The organism is Allobosea sp. RAF48, assembly GCF_052114025.1.
In the GTDB taxonomy this organism is placed as follows: Bacteria; Pseudomonadota; Alphaproteobacteria; order Rhizobiales; family Beijerinckiaceae; genus Allobosea.
In genome coordinates this window covers 15,634-30,376 of record NZ_JBFRDZ010000001.1, presented here as the reverse complement: position 1 = coordinate 30,376, position 14,743 = coordinate 15,634, and the positions used below count along the sequence as shown (strand labels likewise).

Here is a 14,743-nt window from a genome sequence, read left to right as displayed (position 1 = left end):
CATCCGACAAAATTTGTTAGGCGCGCCGTTTGCGCTCTTCGACGAAACTTGCCACAAATTCGCCTGACACTGGCGACGCGGAGCGGGCCTTTTAGTCTTCAGGGCCCGTTTTTTCGCTGCCTGACGTCCAACGCTGCAAGAGGAGCGACAGCGCTCCCGACGGCTCGGAAGCTCAAGGTCAGGAAATCGAATGTCAGCTCTGCTTATCATCATCATATTGAGTGCACTATCCATCGCTTACGGCATTTGGGCCTATGGCGACGTGATGAAGCGCGATGCCGGCAACCAGCGCATGCAGGAAATTTCCGGCGCGGTGGCCGAAGGCGCGAAAGCCTATCTCAAGCGCCAATATCTCACGATTTCCATGGTCGGCGTCGTGCTTTTTGTCGCGCTCGCCTGGCTTCTGGGCAAATGGGTGGCGATCGGCTTCCTGATCGGCGCGGTGCTTTCGGGCTCGGCCGGCTTCATCGGCATGAACGTCTCGGTGCGTGCGAACGTCCGCACGGCCCAGGCGGCGATGAAGTCGCTGGGCGAGGGGCTCGACGTCGCCTTCAAGGCCGGCGCAGTCACGGGCATGCTGGTCGCTGGCCTCGCGCTCCTCGGCGTCGCCGGCTACTACGGTGTTCTGACCTCCTATCTCGGCTTCGAGGCTTCCAGCCGCACGGTGATCGACTCGCTGGTGGCGCTGGGCTTCGGCGCCTCGCTGATCTCGATCTTCGCCCGTCTCGGCGGCGGCATCTTCACCAAGGGCGCTGACGTCGGCGCCGACCTCGTCGGCAAGGTCGAGGCCGGCATCCCGGAGGACGACCCGCGCAACCCCGCGACCATCGCGGACAATGTCGGCGACAATGTCGGCGACTGCGCCGGCATGGCGGCCGACCTGTTCGAGACCTATGCGGTGACCCTGGTCGCGACCATGGTGCTCGCGGCGATCTTCTTCGCCGGCCAGCCGGTGCTGGGCACGATGATGCTCTATCCGATGGCGATCGGCGCGGCCTGCATCGTCACCTCGATCATCGGCACCTTCTTTGTGAAGCTCGGCGCCAACCAGTCGATCATGGGCGCGCTCTACAAGGGCTTCATTGCCGCCGGCGTGCTTTCGATCGGGGCGATTGCGGCCGTGAACTGGCTGATGTTCGGCGGCTTCTCGACCTCCTTCACCACCGTGCAGGGCGTCAGCTTCACCTCGGGCAAGCTCTTCGGCTGCGCGCTGGTCGGCCTTGTCGTGACGCTCTGCATCGTCGTCATCACCGAATACTATACCGGCACCGGCAAGCGCCCGGTCGTCTCGATCGCCCAGGCCTCGGTCACCGGCCATGGCACCAACGTCATCCAGGGCCTCGCGGTTTCGCTGGAATCGACTGCGGCGCCGGTTATCGTCATCGTCGCCGGCATCATCGTCGCCTACGGCCTGGCCGGCCTGTTCGGCATCGCCATCGCCACCACCGCCATGCTGGCGCTGGCCGGCGTGGTCGTGGCGCTCGATGCCTTCGGCCCGGTCACCGACAATGCCGGCGGCATTGCCGAGATGGCCGGCCTGCCCAAGGAAGTCCGCCACTCCACCGACGCGCTCGACGCGGTCGGCAACACCACCAAGGCCGTCACCAAGGGCTACGCGATCGGCTCCGCCGGCCTCGGCGCACTGGTGCTGTTCGCCGCCTATACCTCGGACCTGAATTTCTTCGTGGCCGAGGCCAACAAGGCGGGGGCGACCACCTTCCAGTACTTCAAGGGCGTCACCGTCGATTTCTCGCTGTCGAATCCCTTCGTCGTCGTCGGCCTGCTGCTCGGCGGCCTCATCCCCTTCCTTTTCGGCGGCATGGGCATGACCGCCGTCGGCCGCGCCGCCGGTTCGGTGGTGGAAGAGGTGCGCAGGCAGTTCCGCGAGAAGCCCGGCATCATGGAGGGCAAGGACCGGCCGGATTACGGCCGCGCCGTCGACATGCTGACGCGGGCAGCGATCAGGGAGATGATCATCCCCTCGCTGCTGCCGGTTCTGGCGCCGATCGTGACCTTCTTCGTCATCAACGCCATCGCCGGCAAGAACCAGGCCTTCGCTGCCGTCGGTGCCATGCTGCTGGGTGTCATCGTTACCGGCATCTTCGTCGCGATCTCGATGACGTCGGGCGGCGGCGCCTGGGACAACGCCAAGAAGAGCTTCGAGGACGGCTTCGTCGACAAGGACGGCGTGCGCCATATGAAGGGCTCGGAGGCGCATAAGGCCTCGGTGACCGGCGACACCGTCGGCGACCCCTACAAGGACACGGCGGGCCCCGCCGTGAACCCGGCGATCAAGATCACCAACATCATCGCCCTGCTGCTGCTGGCGATCCTGGCGCATTCCTGATCGGAAGCGTCGTCGTGAAATGACGGAACCCGCGGCGAAAGCCGCGGGTTCCTCTTTTGTGACAAGGGCTTATCAGGTGGGATTGAATCAATTCCACAGGCGCTTGAATCACGCTCTGAACCTACGGCCGAAACCGTAGTGTTGCCGCATGCTGTCGCGCGGCGTTGCTGGCATGGTCTCGCCAACCCGAGGAGAGACCATGTCCACGCAAGCGCTCGACAGCCCGGCCGCCATGCCGAAACGCAGCACCGAACTCGCCCTGCTGCTCCTGCTCGCCACGCTCTGGGGCGGTTCCTACACCTTCATCAAGATCGGCGTGGAGACGATTCCACCGCTGAGCCTGATCGCGGCGCGCACCTTGATCGCAGGCCTGATCCTGCTCGCCGTCATTCGCTTTCGTGGCTTGCGTATGCCGCGTGACGCGACCGCCTGGCGGCGCTTTCTGACGCAGGCCCTGCTCAACAGCGTCGTACCCTTTACCCTGATCGCCTGGGCCGAGCGCAGCGTCGATGCTGGCCTCGCCTCGATCCTCAACGGCACCACGCCGGTCTTCGTCTTCCTGATCTCGCTGGTGCTGAAGCCGGGCCAGCGCCCGGATTGGCGCAAGGGACTCGGAGTCGTGGCCGGCATCGCAGGCGTCAGTCTGATCGTCGGCGTCGATGCATTCTCCGGTCTCGGCCATGCGGTCTTGCCGCAACTCGCCATCGTCGCGGCGACCATCGCCTATGCCTGCGCCGCCCTGTTCGGACGAAATTTCGCCGGCATGGACCCGCTGCTTCCGGCCGCAGGCTCGATGCTGGCCGGCACAGCCCTGCTGATCCCGGCGGCGCTGGTCGTCGATCGGCCCTGGACGCTTGCGCCATCGCAGGATTCGATCCTGGCGCTGCTTGCGCTCTCGGTCTTCTCGACCGCTCTCGCCTTCGCGATCTATTTCCGCCTGATCCGCACGCTCGGTTCGGTCGGAACGACGGCCGTGTCCTATCTGCGCGTGCCGATCGGCGTGGCCATCGGCATCGTCGTCCTCGGCGAGAGGCTGAGTTCCACGGCCTGGATCGGCCTGGGCCTCGTCGTGCTCGGAGTGGTGGCGATGACATTGCCCGAACGGCGCGCGGACACGCCGCGCTGAACCCGGCTTGTGCCGTTCGTTGGGTGGGACACCTCATGCGGAGAGGCCTTCCCGCAGGTGACCGGCGCCCCTTCGGTTAACCCTGGATTAAGGCTACGATTGCGGGAATCTGAGGTCGGGGCCATTTTAGATGCCGAAGCGTGGGCACTCGGAGGCGAAAGCAAGCATGTCCCTGGCAAGCATGGCGCCGGCTCGCTTGCAGCCGGCCTCACAGGTTTTCGGGCCCGCAACGGGCTCCATGGCCGAGTACTTTGACCGCGTTGTGCCGGACTGGCACTCGCAATGGGCATGGGACAATTACGAGCCGACGATCCTCGCTTTGGCGCGCCAGCTCGGCCTGCGCCGCGTCTGCGAGATCGGCGGCGGGCGGGATCCACTGTTCACCAAGGAACAGGCGGTGGCCGCCGGCATCGAGTTCATCGTCAACGATATCGATGCCGGTGAGCTTGCCTTGACGCCCCCGGGCCTGGAGACGGCATGCTTCGATATTGCCGGCGATCTTTCGGAGCCGGATGTCGCGCGCGGAAGCTACGACATGATGGTCTCGCGCATGGTCTTCGAGCACATCGACGGCGTCGAGCAGGCCTGGCGCAACATCCACGCGCTGCTGGCGCCCGGCGGTGTCGCGCTTGCGTTCTTCCCGACGCTATGGGCGCCGGTCTTCGCGCTGAACCATATCCTGCCTGAGACGGCGTCACGGGCCATTGTTCATGCGCTCTTTCCGACACGGCGCGACGGCGGAGGCGACCCGAAATTTCCGGCGCTCTATGATTGGTGCCGCGGCAATCCGGCGCTGTTGACGCCGATGCTCAACCGGGCCGGGTTCACCGACGTCCACATTCAGCGCTTCTGGGGGCATGGCTATTTCGATCGGATGCCCGGCCTGAAGCAGCTCGATCACGCCTTCAACGCGCTTGCGGCCCGGACCGGCTGGAATTTCGTCACGACCTACGCCTATGCCGTGGTCCGCAAGGACAGAGGCTGACGCAGCCGCAGGCGGTCATTCTGGCGACGCCAACAGCCTGAAAACACGGTTATCCACCTTTGCCCGGGCGGTACTGCTTGCCAACCGACCTAACGCTAGGTCACCATCAGCCATTGTCGCGTTGATGGGAGTCGGTCATGCACGCTCTGTCGCGTACATCGGATATTCCGCTTTCGAGCCACCGCGCCATGCTGCTGCGCGCCCTCGTCGTCGTTGCCGTGGCCTTGGCAATCATCGTTCCGCTCACGGGCTGACGATATCCGTCGAAGCGGCGGCGGGAGAACCCGCCGCCTTTGTCAGACTTGCGCCAGCCAGTCATGCAGCAGGCCGAGATCGGCCTGGCCGACGCCATGCCCGGCCGGCAGGACGCGATGCTCGACCTGCGCGCCGCTGTCCTCGAGCTGGCAAGCGAGCCCCTCGGCATTCGCTGCTGGCACGATCGGATCGAGCGCGCCCGACAGCACCAGTACAGGCTTGCCGTCGAGGGCGCTGCGCGGCGCGTCCGTGAACGGCATCATGGCCCGCAGCAGCGCGGCGCCGGCGAGCACCTCCGGGCGTTGCAGCAGCATCGCCGCCGCGATGTTGGCGCCGTTCGAGAAGCCGATCGCGATCGGGGCGGGGAGCCCGTAGCGCTCCCGCGCCTCAAGGACGAAATCGGCGAGCTCGTCCGTGCGGCGGCGCAGGTCGGCCTCGTCGAAGACGCCTTCGGCCAGCCGGCGGAAGAAGCGCGGCGCAGCGCCCTCCAGCACCTTGCCGCGTGGCGAGAGCAGGCTCGCCCCCGGCGCAACCGTGCGGCCGAGCGAGAGCAGATCGCGCTCATCGCCGCCGGTGCCGTGCAAGAGCAGCAGCGGCTTGCGGGCCGGGTCGCTGCCTTGCTCGAAGACGTGGATGAAGTCCGTATCGGTCTTCAGGTCGCTCATGGTCATTTCTCCCTTCGTAAAGCGGAGCCGTTCTGCCCCCGAAGCGGCGGGCAGAACGGTCGGCGTGCGGCCGGTCCATCCGGCCCGCGTGGTCCGCTGCCGCCCGCCGGTGATGGCCGGGCGACAGAGTGTGGTCAGGCAAGCTCCGGCAGCACCGCCTCGATCTGCTTGCGATGGGCCTCGAGACCCGCCGGCAGCTTCAGTGCCCGGCCGAGCTCGGCGGGCGGCTCGTCGACCGCGAAGCCGGGGACATCCGTCGCGATCTCGAACAACACATGGCCGGGCTCACGGAAGTAGACGGAGCGGAAGTAGTTCCGGTCGCGCTGCTCCGTGGTCTGGATGCCGTGGTTCTCGGCGAGACGGCGCACCATCTCCTCCTGCGCGGCATCGTCGCCGGCACGGAAGGCGATGTGGTGGACCGAGCCGGCGCCCTGGCGGGCCGGCAGGAAGCCGCCCGCAACGCGCAGGTCGACCACGCCGCCGATCGCGGTGCCCTTGGCCTTGTAGCGGATCAGCGTGCCTTCGCGGGCCGCTTCGGTGAAGCCGAAGACATCGCTCAGGATCGCTCCCGTCGGGGCCGCATCGGCCAGCAGCAGGCTGACGCTGTGGAAGCCGCGGATGGCGTTCTCCGGCGCGATGCCGCCTTCGGACCAGGCGGGCTCCTTCTCGACGCCGGGCAGACCGACGAGGGCGAGCCTCATCCCGTCCGGATCGCGGAAGCTCAGTACGCTTTCGCCGAAGCGCTTGGCCGGAGCCTCATGCGGCACGCCAAGCTCGACGAAGCGGTGCGTCCAGAAGCCGATCGAGCCTTCGGGAACCCGGAAGACCGTTTCCTGGGTCTCGCCTACGCCGAGCCGGCCGGGAGCGGCATGCTCCCACGGGAAGAAGGTCAGGATCGAGCCCGGCGCCGCATCGGCATCGCCGAAATAGAGATGATAGGTGCCGGGATCGTCGAAGTTCACCGTCTTCTTGACGAGGCGCAGGCCGAGCACGCGATTGTAGAAATCGAGATTGCGGCGGGCCGGACCGGCGATGGCGGTGACGTGGTGAATGCCGTTGATCTGCATGGCTTGGATCCTCCGTGAACTGTGGGCCGTTGCCCTGTTGGCCGAAAGATTGGCCCGGAAGCGGAAAAGCGCCAGAGGGATGTCATTGCAATGATGCAATGTACGATGCGTCAAATTACAATTTGATTTGCGTACACGCTTGTCCAAAATCCTGCCTCGAGACCAACCGGTCCCGTTTTCAGGAGGCACCAATGATCGACTCTCGTCTTGCTCCCTATGGCGCTCTTGGCCTGCGCGTCGCGCTCGGCCTGATGTTCATCGCCCATGCCTATCTCAAGCTCGTGATCTTCACCCCCGCCGGCTTCACCGGCTTCCTCGGCCAGGTCGGCCTGCCCGCCTTCCTCGCCTGGCCGATCATGCTGGCGGAGCTTCTCGGTGGCATCGCGATCCTCGTCGGCTTCTACGGCCGTTATGTCTCGCTGGCGCTGATCCCGATCCTGCTCGGCGCACTCTCGGTCCACGCCCCGAACGGCTGGGTCTTCAATGCCCCGAATGGTGGTTGGGAATACCCTGCTTTCCTGGCGCTCACCGCCTTCGCTCATGCCCTGATCGGCGATGGCGCGCTGGCGCTGAAGTCCGGCCGCAGCGATTGGCAGGCCAAGCCCGCCATTGCCTGAGCAAGCGGCACTTGCTGGGACCGAAAGCTTGGCCAAGAGTGCGCGGATGAATCAATCCGCGACACCCTTGGCCTGGGATGATTTTCGCCTGATCAAGGCTATCGCCGAGAAACGAGCGCTGCCGGCGGCCGCCGCAGCGCTCGGCGTCAATCACTCCACCGTCTTCCGCCGCCTCGGCCAGATCGAGGAGGCTCTTGGCGTCAGGCTGTTCGAGCGCCACCGCAGCGGCTATGTCGCGACGCCGACCGGCGAGGAGATGGTCCAGCTTGCGGGGCGCGTCGACGACGACATCACTGCCTTTGCCCGCAAGCTCGCCGGGCAGGAGATCAAGCCCGCCGGCGAGTTGCGCGTTGCCACCAACGATTCCCTGTTGGTCGACCTGCTGACGCCGCTCTTCGCGCAGTTTCTCCGGCAATGCCCGGATATCCGCCTCGACGTGCTGATCGGCAATCAGGCGGCCAATCTGTCCAAGCGCGACGCCGATGTCGCGATCCGCGCGACCGACAACCCGCCGGAAACACTGATCGGCCGCAAGCCTGCCCGGATCGCCTGGGCGCTCTATGGCCGTGCCGCGGATTTTTCCGATGCCGCGCTGCCGGGCGTGGAGAGCCTGTGGGAGCGCAGCTGGATCTCGCTCGGCGAGCAGTTCACCATGCTCAGCGCAGTCCGCTATCTCGCCCGCCACGTTGCGCCCGAGCGCGTGGTCTACAAGCTCAACACGGTGCTGGGGCTCGCGGAAGCGGTCGAGGCGGGCATCGGTGTCAGCTTCCTGCCCTGTTTCATCGGCGACACCCGCCCGGGCTTGACGCGGCTGGCGCCGCCCGATCCTGACCTCTCGGCCGATCTGTGGCTGCTCACCCATCCGGATCTCCGACACACGCCGAGGGTCCGGCTGTTCCTCGATTTTCTTGCGGTCGAGGTCGCGAAGCTGCGGCCGCTGATTGAGGGCGAACTCCCGATCGGGCGCAATCCGCCGCCGAAGGAGCCGATTGCAGAGGCAGGCGCCTGATCGGAGGGGCAGGGCACTTCAAAGCGGTGGGCGATTGCCGCGCGACCGCTGGGCGGGCTACGATCCCGACATGGAGATCCTGATCCCTCTCATCATCGGCTTGAGCCTGATCTGGTTGATTGGCCGGGGCGTGCCGTGGAATGCGAAGCTGATGACGATCGTGGTGGCGCTCGCGGTCGTCATCCTGATCGTCGCGCTGGACCGCGGCGGCTACTGGCCGGAGGCCTGGCGACGCTGAGTTGGACCCTCACGGCGAAACCAGCTTGAGCCCGACGATTCCAGCCACGATCAAGCCGATGCAGAGGAGCCGCAGGACGGCCGCGGGCTCGCCGAGCAGGACGATGCCGAGAATCGCCGTTCCGATCGTTCCGATGCCGGTCCAGACCGCATAGGCAGTGCCGACCGGCAGGGATTTCAATGCCAGGCCGAGAAGCCCGAGGCTGACGATCATGCTGATCGCCGTGAACAGTGTCGGCACCAGCCGGGTGAAGCCTTGCGTATATTTCAGGCCGATCGCCCAGCCGACCTCGAACAGGCCCGCGACAAAGAGATAGAGCCAAGCCATTCCGGCGCTCCTTGACGATGGGGCGCGGTCGTCCGTGCCCGATAGGGGAGTTGTCCGAGGTCGTCCTCGGGCCTTGAAGCTATGGCTCGTGGCGCTGTGATCAAGGACGGCTCCACCTGCGCGAATGCAAACGCCTCAGGCTGGATCGCAAGTGCTGCTCAGGAAGCGTCGGCGGCCGGCTCCAGGGCGCGCTCGAGGATGCGTCGGCACTCGCCGAGCTCCTTCATGACCGCGGTGAGCACGGTGATGTCGTCGAGCCCTTCCGGCACGACCTGCGCACGCGGCGGCACCCAGCCGGCCGCCTCGTCAGGCGGCATGGCGGACGGGGGCTCGGTCGCGGCCGCAGCAAGCGCTCCGCTGGCGGCGCCGATGGGCGCGCCGCGGCCGATCGCCTGGACATGGCGCGGCCCCTGTTCCTTCAGGATGCGCTGGAGGCCCTTGATCGTATAGCCTTCGCCGTAGAGCAGGCGCCGGATGCCCTTGAGCAGGGCGACGTCGTCAGGCCGGTAGTAGCGGCGTCCGCCGCCGCGCTTCAGCGGCTTGATCTGGCTGAAGCGGGTTTCCCAGAAACGGAGCACATGTTGGGGAATGTCGAGGTCTTCGGCGACCTCGCTGATGGTTCGGAAGGCATCTGGGCTCTTGGTGTCCAATTCGGCCTCGGTTTCGCCGGCGTGGAACTCCAGATTCACTCAGTCTCACCCTCGCCACTCTGCCCGTTGATGCGGGCCTTCATCACGTTCGAGGGCTTGAAAACCATGACCCGACGCGGCTCGATCGGCACTTCAACGCCCGTTTTCGGATTACGCCCGATTCGCTCGCCTTTGTCTCGCACGACGAAGGAGCCGAACGAGGACAATTTCACATTTTCGCCGCGCGCGACGGCATCGCAGATCTCGTCGAGCACGGCTTCGACGAGTTTCGACGACTCCGTCCGCGACAGGCCGATCTTTTGGTAGACAGCCTCGCACAAATCCGCGCGAGTGACCGTTTGCCCCGCCATTCATATCCTCCAAGGCGTATTGCAGGCATCGGCGGCAACCGCCGGCCTGTCGCCATTACGGATGGCGGACGCTAGGCGTCCGCGCCGCGCGGGTCAATCCTCCAGCAGCCTTGCCGGGCCGGATTTGGCCTGAATCAACCCAAATTGGCGATGAAATCTGACAATTTCCGCGAATTTGCTGCCGCAGCGTCACCAGCGGATCAAGGCCGAGCCCCAGGTGAAGCCGCCGCCCATCGCCTCGATGAGGACGAGCTGGCCCGGCTTGATCCGGCCGTCGGCATGCGCCTCCGCCAGCGCCAGCGGGATCGAGGCCGCGGAGGTATTGCCGTGGCGGTCGACGGTGACGACGACATGGTCGTGGCTGATGCCGAGCTTGTCGGCCGTGGCGTCGATGATGCGCCGGTTGGCCTGATGCGGCACGAACCAGTCGATGTCGGCGCCGGAAAGGCCCGTCTGCGCGAAGGTATGGCGCACGGTCTCGGCGAGATTGGTCACCGCGTGTCGGAAGACTTCCTTGCCTTCCATGCGCAGGAATCCGACCGTCTTGGTCGAGCCCGCGCCGCCATCGACATAGAGCTTGTCCTTGTAGCGCCCGTCCGAGCGGATATGGGTCGTCAGGATGCCGCGGTCGGCGAGGGTGCCTTCGCCGGGCACCGCCTTGAGCACCACGGCGCCGGCACCGTCGCCGAACAGCACGCAGGTGGCGCGGTCTTCCCAGTCGAGAATGCGCGAGAAGGTCTCGGCGCCGATCACGAGCGCGGCCCTGGCTCCGCCCGTCGTCAGGAACTTGTCGGCCGTCGCCAGCGCGAAGACGAAGCCCGAGCAGACGGCCTGCACGTCGAAAGCCGCGCCGCCATGGATACCGAGCGCCGCCTGGATCTGGGTGGCGGTCGCCGGAAAGGTGTGGTCCGGCGTGGCCGTCGCCACGATGATCAGGTCGATCTCGGACGGGTCGATGCCGGCGTCAGTGATCGCTGCCTGCGCGGCCTTGAGACCGATGACCGATGTCGGCTCGTCATCGGCGGCGATGTGGCGCTGGCGGATGCCGGTACGCTGGACGATCCACTCGTCGCTGGTGTCGACTTGTTCGGCGAGCTCGGCATTGGTGACGACGCGGGCGGGCAAATAGGAGCCGCAGCCGACGACTTGTGAGCGCAGAATGGACAAGGAAACCGTTCCCTATTCGGCGTCGGCCGGCTGCGCGGCGGGCAGCTCGGGGCGCGTGCTTGCGGCGACCATCTCGCGGACCTTCGCCATCAGATCTTCTCGCGCCATCTCATAGCCGAGTTCGGCGGCGCTGGCGAAGCCGATGGCGTCAGTGCCGCCATGGCTCTTGATGACGATGCCTTCGAGCCCCAGAAAGACGCCGCCGTTCGATTTGCGCGGATCGAGCTTTTCGCGCAAGGCTGCAAAGGCGCCGCGCGCAAAGATATACCCGATCTTGGCCATGAGCGAGCGGTTCATCGCCGCGCGCAGGTATGAGGCGATCTGCCGGGCGGTGCCCTCGGCGGTCTTCAGCGCGATATTGCCGGTGAAGCCTTCCGTGACCACGACGTCGACCGTGCCCTTGCCGAGATCGTCGCCCTCGACGAAGCCGTGATAGGAGAGGTGCGGCAGGTTGCTCTCGCGCAGAATGCGGCCGGCCTCCTTCACCGCCTCGACGCCCTTGATCTCCTCGACGCCGACATTGAGCAGGCCGACGGTTGGCCGGTCGAGATCGAAGACGACGCGGGCCATCGCCGCACCCATCACCGCGAGATCGACGAGATGGCGTGCATCGGCGCCGATGGTGGCCCCGACATCGAGCACGATGCTCTCCCCGCGCAGGGTCGGCCACAGTGCCGCGATCGCCGGCCGATCGACCTGTGGCATCGACTTCAGGCAGAACTTCGACATCGCCATCAGCGCGCCGGTATTGCCGGCCGAGACAGTGACATCGGCCTCGCCGGTCTTGGTCGCATCGATCGCCCGCCACATCGAGGATTTGTAGCGGCCGTAGCGCAGCGCCTGGCTCGGCTTGTCATCCATCTTCACCGAGACCTCGGTGTGATGGAACGTCGTCACCGCCTTGAGCTTCGGATGCTGCTCGATCAGCGGCAGCACCTGCTTCTCATCGCCGAAGATCACGAAGCGGGCGTCCGGGCGGCGCTCCAGCATCAGTGCAGCGCCGGGAATGACGACGGAGGGGCCGTGGTCCCCGCCCATCGCATCGAGCGCGATTGTAACCGGTCTTGTCATGGAGTTCTGGCGTATCCCGGAAATGGCCGACCTTCGATCCGGGGCGGCTCACAGCCGGCCGGACAATAGCGACTTGGACGGATGCCGCAAGAAGCGCAAGGGCCAGTGAGCGTTTCAGTCACCGCGTTTCAGTTTCGCGAGGGCAGCAAAAGGCGATTCCGCACCGGCCTCGCCGGCGGGCGCCTCGAAGCTCACGCCCGGCTTGCGCGGATAGGAATCGAGCGCCAGTGCCAGGAATTCGAGCGTGACGCTGCCCAGGTCGATGATGCCGTCGACGAACGGCTCGGGCGGATCGTCCTCGTTGAGCAGCACCTCGATGTCGATTTCGGCATCGTCCCGTTCTGCGCGGTGCTCAGCAGCCTCTGCCTCGGGCACGAAGTCGAGCTTCACCGGGACGTCGAGCTGGACCGGGAAGGGATCGAGAGTGACGACGCAGGCCTGATGCAGCCGTGCTGCAATCCGGCCTTCGAGCTTCACCCGGTCGCCGTTGCGCGAGAGCAGGTAGCGTGCTTCCAGGGATTCGAGCGAGGCAAGACCGAGCAGCCGCGCGATCGGGGCGACCTGCTCCGGCTCGGCTCGGACCATGACCTCGGTACCGCGCTGGCGGATCGTCTCGACGCGGATGGGATGGCGCAGTGGCGAAGCTGGCGCGTGCTCAGGCGTCATGGCGAGCCTCCTCATGGGGAAAGGCCGGGAACAAGGTATCGCGCTCGAGAATCGCGGTTAGATCGAAGCGCGCGAGGGCTGCCTGCGCCTCGCGGACATAGGCGGCGAGGTACGGGGCGTCCTCCGGCGAGCAGGCATTGCGCCGCAAGACTTCGGCGAGGGCATCGACCCCAGGAGCAGCCAGGGCCGCCTCATAGGCCTGGACGCGGCCATAGAACATCTGCCCGATCTTTTTCATCCGCTTCGGCACCGCGATGTCGCTGACGCCGCCATTGCGGAAGCCCAGTTCGAGATAGGAGAAGCAGGCGTCGACCAGCTCCTGCGCCAGCTCGGAGGCCGGGGGCGGCAGCTCGCGCAGGCGCCGCAGCACCAGCAGGACATGCAGGGCGAGCGATTCGAAACGGCCCTCGAAGCTGTCGGGAATGCCGCCTGCCAGATACAGGCCAGGCTGGCGCGACGCTTCGGCGACGCGCCCGAACAACGCATCCACAGGTGCACGCCGCTGGGCGCGCTTGCCAAACAACCCGAAAATCACCTGTTTGCCTCCGCCCGCCATTCATGCGGGCGTCCTCGCCTTGCCAAAGCCATCCTCGGGCGTTACGCCAACCCTCACCCTTTTGACAAGCGGCTTGGGGTTTTCCCGAGCCGTGCTGCCTTGGATCGTGCCCGCATGACCCACATCACCCGCCGCACGGCTCTGCTCGGAGCCCTCGCGACCTCTTCCCTTTTGCTTGCCGGCTGCGGGCCCGATGCGGGCGGCTTCGTGCTGCCCACCTCGACCGGCATGAACGATACCTTCACCCGCGGCTTCGTGATGGATGACGGGCTGGTCGCGCAGATCAAGCCGGGCATGGACGTCCAGTCGGTGCTGCAAATCCTCGGCACGCCTTCGACGACCTCGACCGTCGGCAACCGCACCTTCTACTACATCAGCCAAACGATGCGGCGTCGCTTCCAGTTCCAGGATCCGCAGGTCATCGACCAGCAGGTGCTGGTGATCTACTTCAACAAGGGCTTCAAGGTGGAGCGCATCGCTCGCTATGGCCTGCAGGACGGCGTGATCTTCGACTTCATCAGCCGCACGACCGCGACCGGCGGCGAGGAGCAGAGCTTCCTGCRGAACCTCTTCCGCGGCGTTACCAAGTTCAACCCGCTCGGCAGCTGAGTTCGGTCTTCGCTTCCAAACACGAAAAACCCCGCGGCCTTGGTCGCGGGGTTTTTCGTTATGGCCGGAACGCTGGATTCCGAGGAGGGGCCCATTCGGGTCCGGCGGAGCGCGGGATTCGGCGAGAAGCGAACAAAGCCGGCTCCGTCAACGCGCAGCTGCGGTCGCCGCACAGAATGGGGGCGTCCTGCAAGCTGCTGAAAATCAGGGGTTTTATGGCCGGAGAGAGGATTCGAACCTTATACGACGTCAGGGTGTGAAGTGTTCAGTAGCACGCTGGTGGTGAGCCGGAGAAAATGATTCCAATCCGACGATGTCAGTCCGCGTCAAAGCTTGAGGCAAAATGGCAGCCGCAAAGCGGTCGTGGGCGGGGCAGCGCCGCGCCGGCTTGCGAGGCAATTATGTCGAAGTGCTGCCGGGCGTTCTTTTCCGGAATATATGCGACAAACCGATGCCGGAGAGGTCGTACGGGCTGATCACTTCGTGAACCGCGAGAGCATAGCTCAGCGGGATGGCGCACCGGGGCCCCAATACGTCGTGCTCGACTATGCTTCCGAGGACGACAAGAGGGCGCCATATGAGCTTCGCCGGCCAGTGACTGAAGCGAAGTGGTTCGCCACCCACAGCCAAGACGGACGATCGCGAAACACTTTGCCATCGCGATTCAGGCCGTCGGCGGGCTCTTAATTTTCAGATCGGCGAGCGTAGTCGGGTGCTACTTGAAGCCGGGCCTCCGCCGCGCTTTCATGCTGACCTGCGCCGCGAGTGCTGCCTGCCTGTCGGAAGCCTCCTTGGCCAATCGCAGGCCACGCTGCCTGAGCATGTTGTCTGCCCGCTGCTGGATCAGCCTCTCCGTTTCGGAGACGATTCTGGCGTGAGAAATCGATCGGGTTTGGATCTTCAAGAATTGGTTGTCAGCGGCCAAGCGCTGCTTCGAGAGTTCGATCACATGGTTTCCGTTCGGATCCAGATGGAATGCAAAAAGGCCGAGCGAATGCCCGGCCTTTAGAGTGGCTGTAGTCGCTGGTGCCAGTACAT

The 14,743-nt window shown here is 65.6% G+C and carries 17 protein-coding genes; 7 read left to right on the top strand and 10 right to left on the bottom strand.

Features of this window, described 5'->3' with window-relative positions; genetic code table 11:
• The first annotated feature begins 190 nt into the window (after window positions 1-190).
• The 3 genes from AB4Z10_RS00210 to AB4Z10_RS00200 all read left to right on the top strand — a co-directional run bounded on the left by AB4Z10_RS00210 (window position 191) and on the right by AB4Z10_RS00200 (window position 4,458).
• Complete coding sequence (locus AB4Z10_RS00210; RefSeq protein ID WP_441468348.1) at window positions 191-2,347, top strand: sodium-translocating pyrophosphatase; 2,157 nt, start codon at window positions 191-193, stop codon at window positions 2,345-2,347.
• Window positions 2,348-2,546: 199 nt separating this feature from the next.
• The gene (locus AB4Z10_RS00205) at window positions 2,547-3,473 is read left to right on the top strand and encodes a DMT family transporter (protein ID WP_441468347.1); all 927 of its coding nucleotides are present in this window, start codon (window positions 2,547-2,549) and stop codon (window positions 3,471-3,473) included.
• Between the two features lie 238 nt (window positions 3,474-3,711).
• Window positions 3,712-4,458 carry a class I SAM-dependent methyltransferase gene (locus AB4Z10_RS00200; RefSeq protein ID WP_441468346.1) on the top strand — a complete coding sequence of 249 codons (747 nt, stop codon included), beginning with the start codon at window positions 3,712-3,714 and terminating at the stop codon, window positions 4,456-4,458.
• Between the two features lie 296 nt (window positions 4,459-4,754).
• Here the strand turns inward: AB4Z10_RS00200 and AB4Z10_RS00195 are convergent, their stop codons facing one another.
• Together AB4Z10_RS00195 and AB4Z10_RS00190 are read right to left on the bottom strand one after the other, a co-directional pair.
• A complete protein-coding gene (locus AB4Z10_RS00195; protein WP_441468345.1) occupies window positions 4,755-5,378 on the bottom strand; it encodes an alpha/beta hydrolase in 624 nt (207 codons plus the stop codon).
• A gap of 134 nt (window positions 5,379-5,512) precedes the next feature.
• Window positions 5,513-6,445 (bottom strand): ring-cleaving dioxygenase, encoded by a 933-nt coding sequence (locus tag AB4Z10_RS00190; protein WP_441468344.1) that lies wholly within the window; start codon window positions 6,443-6,445, stop codon window positions 5,513-5,515.
• Window positions 6,446-6,636: 191 nt separating this feature from the next.
• Here AB4Z10_RS00190 and AB4Z10_RS00185 point away from each other — a divergent pair, with 191 nt between their 5' ends.
• The 3 genes from AB4Z10_RS00185 (at window position 6,637) to AB4Z10_RS00175 (ending at window position 8,309) form a co-directional block, all read left to right on the top strand.
• A complete protein-coding gene (locus AB4Z10_RS00185; protein ID WP_441468343.1) occupies window positions 6,637-7,062 on the top strand; it encodes a DoxX family protein in 426 nt (141 codons plus the stop codon).
• Between the two features lie 46 nt (window positions 7,063-7,108).
• Window positions 7,109-8,071, top strand: coding sequence for a LysR family transcriptional regulator (locus AB4Z10_RS00180; RefSeq protein ID WP_441468342.1), 963 nt, complete (start codon window positions 7,109-7,111; stop codon window positions 8,069-8,071).
• A 70-nt stretch (window positions 8,072-8,141) separates the two neighbouring features.
• Complete coding sequence (locus AB4Z10_RS00175; RefSeq protein WP_441468341.1) at window positions 8,142-8,309, top strand: hypothetical protein; 168 nt, start codon at window positions 8,142-8,144, stop codon at window positions 8,307-8,309.
• Window positions 8,310-8,318: 9 nt separating this feature from the next.
• Here the strand turns inward: AB4Z10_RS00175 and sugE are convergent, their stop codons facing one another.
• The 7 genes from sugE to AB4Z10_RS00140 form a co-directional block, all read right to left on the bottom strand.
• Window positions 8,319-8,636 (bottom strand): quaternary ammonium compound efflux SMR transporter SugE, encoded by a 318-nt coding sequence (gene sugE / locus AB4Z10_RS00170; RefSeq protein WP_441468340.1) that lies wholly within the window; start codon window positions 8,634-8,636, stop codon window positions 8,319-8,321.
• A gap of 158 nt (window positions 8,637-8,794) precedes the next feature.
• Window positions 8,795-9,325 carry a MerR family transcriptional regulator gene (locus AB4Z10_RS00165; protein WP_441468339.1) on the bottom strand — a complete coding sequence of 177 codons (531 nt, stop codon included), beginning with the start codon at window positions 9,323-9,325 and terminating at the stop codon, window positions 8,795-8,797.
• Complete coding sequence (locus AB4Z10_RS00160) at window positions 9,322-9,636, bottom strand: integration host factor subunit alpha (protein ID WP_055726295.1); 315 nt, start codon at window positions 9,634-9,636, stop codon at window positions 9,322-9,324. The genes AB4Z10_RS00165 and AB4Z10_RS00160 overlap by 4 nt, the downstream gene beginning before the upstream one ends.
• A gap of 189 nt (window positions 9,637-9,825) precedes the next feature.
• Window positions 9,826-10,803: a beta-ketoacyl-ACP synthase III gene (locus tag AB4Z10_RS00155; protein ID WP_441468338.1), complete on the bottom strand. Its 978-nt coding sequence runs from the start codon at window positions 10,801-10,803 to the stop codon at window positions 9,826-9,828.
• Between the two features lie 12 nt (window positions 10,804-10,815).
• Window positions 10,816-11,874, bottom strand: coding sequence for a phosphate acyltransferase PlsX (gene plsX, locus AB4Z10_RS00150; RefSeq protein WP_441468337.1), 1,059 nt, complete (start codon window positions 11,872-11,874; stop codon window positions 10,816-10,818).
• A 114-nt stretch (window positions 11,875-11,988) separates the two neighbouring features.
• Window positions 11,989-12,540 (bottom strand): YceD family protein, encoded by a 552-nt coding sequence (locus AB4Z10_RS00145; RefSeq protein ID WP_441468336.1) that lies wholly within the window; start codon window positions 12,538-12,540, stop codon window positions 11,989-11,991.
• The gene (locus tag AB4Z10_RS00140) at window positions 12,530-13,075 is read right to left on the bottom strand and encodes a ubiquinol-cytochrome C chaperone family protein (RefSeq protein ID WP_441468335.1); all 546 of its coding nucleotides are present in this window, start codon (window positions 13,073-13,075) and stop codon (window positions 12,530-12,532) included. Before AB4Z10_RS00140 ends, AB4Z10_RS00145 begins: the two co-directional genes overlap by 11 nt.
• 135 nt (window positions 13,076-13,210) lie before the next feature.
• Here AB4Z10_RS00140 and AB4Z10_RS00135 point away from each other — a divergent pair, with 135 nt between their 5' ends.
• Window positions 13,211-13,705, top strand: coding sequence for an outer membrane protein assembly factor BamE (locus AB4Z10_RS00135; RefSeq protein WP_441468334.1), 495 nt, complete (start codon window positions 13,211-13,213; stop codon window positions 13,703-13,705).
• A 715-nt stretch (window positions 13,706-14,420) separates the two neighbouring features.
• On the opposite strand, the gene AB4Z10_RS00130 is transcribed toward AB4Z10_RS00135, so the two are convergent.
• Window positions 14,421-14,654: a hypothetical protein gene (locus tag AB4Z10_RS00130; RefSeq protein WP_441468333.1), complete on the bottom strand. Its 234-nt coding sequence runs from the start codon at window positions 14,652-14,654 to the stop codon at window positions 14,421-14,423.
• Window positions 14,655-14,743: the final 89 nt, after the last annotated feature.

Excerpts from the sequence above, each read along its gene's own strand:
- AB4Z10_RS00160 (WP_055726295.1), bottom strand. The coding sequence starts at position 9,636 with ATGGCGGGGCAAACGGTCACTCGCGCGGATTTGTGCGAGGCTGTCTAC.
- sugE (WP_441468340.1), bottom strand. The coding sequence starts at position 8,636 with ATGGCTTGGCTCTATCTCTTTGTCGCGGGCCTGTTCGAGGTCGGCTGG.
- AB4Z10_RS00205 (WP_441468347.1), top strand. The coding sequence starts at position 2,547 with ATGTCCACGCAAGCGCTCGACAGCCCGGCCGCCATGCCGAAACGCAGC.
- plsX (WP_441468337.1), bottom strand. The coding sequence starts at position 11,874 with ATGACAAGACCGGTTACAATCGCGCTCGATGCGATGGGCGGGGACCAC.
- AB4Z10_RS00180 (WP_441468342.1), top strand. The coding sequence starts at position 7,109 with ATGAATCAATCCGCGACACCCTTGGCCTGGGATGATTTTCGCCTGATC.
- AB4Z10_RS00210 (WP_441468348.1), top strand. The coding sequence starts at position 191 with ATGTCAGCTCTGCTTATCATCATCATATTGAGTGCACTATCCATCGCT.
- AB4Z10_RS00145 (WP_441468336.1), bottom strand. The coding sequence starts at position 12,540 with ATGACGCCTGAGCACGCGCCAGCTTCGCCACTGCGCCATCCCATCCGC.
- AB4Z10_RS00185 (WP_441468343.1), top strand. The coding sequence starts at position 6,637 with ATGATCGACTCTCGTCTTGCTCCCTATGGCGCTCTTGGCCTGCGCGTC.
- AB4Z10_RS00190 (WP_441468344.1), bottom strand. The coding sequence starts at position 6,445 with ATGCAGATCAACGGCATTCACCACGTCACCGCCATCGCCGGTCCGGCC.
- AB4Z10_RS00195 (WP_441468345.1), bottom strand. The coding sequence starts at position 5,378 with ATGAGCGACCTGAAGACCGATACGGACTTCATCCACGTCTTCGAGCAA.
- AB4Z10_RS00175 (WP_441468341.1), top strand. The coding sequence starts at position 8,142 with ATGGAGATCCTGATCCCTCTCATCATCGGCTTGAGCCTGATCTGGTTG.
- AB4Z10_RS00200 (WP_441468346.1), top strand. The coding sequence starts at position 3,712 with ATGGCCGAGTACTTTGACCGCGTTGTGCCGGACTGGCACTCGCAATGG.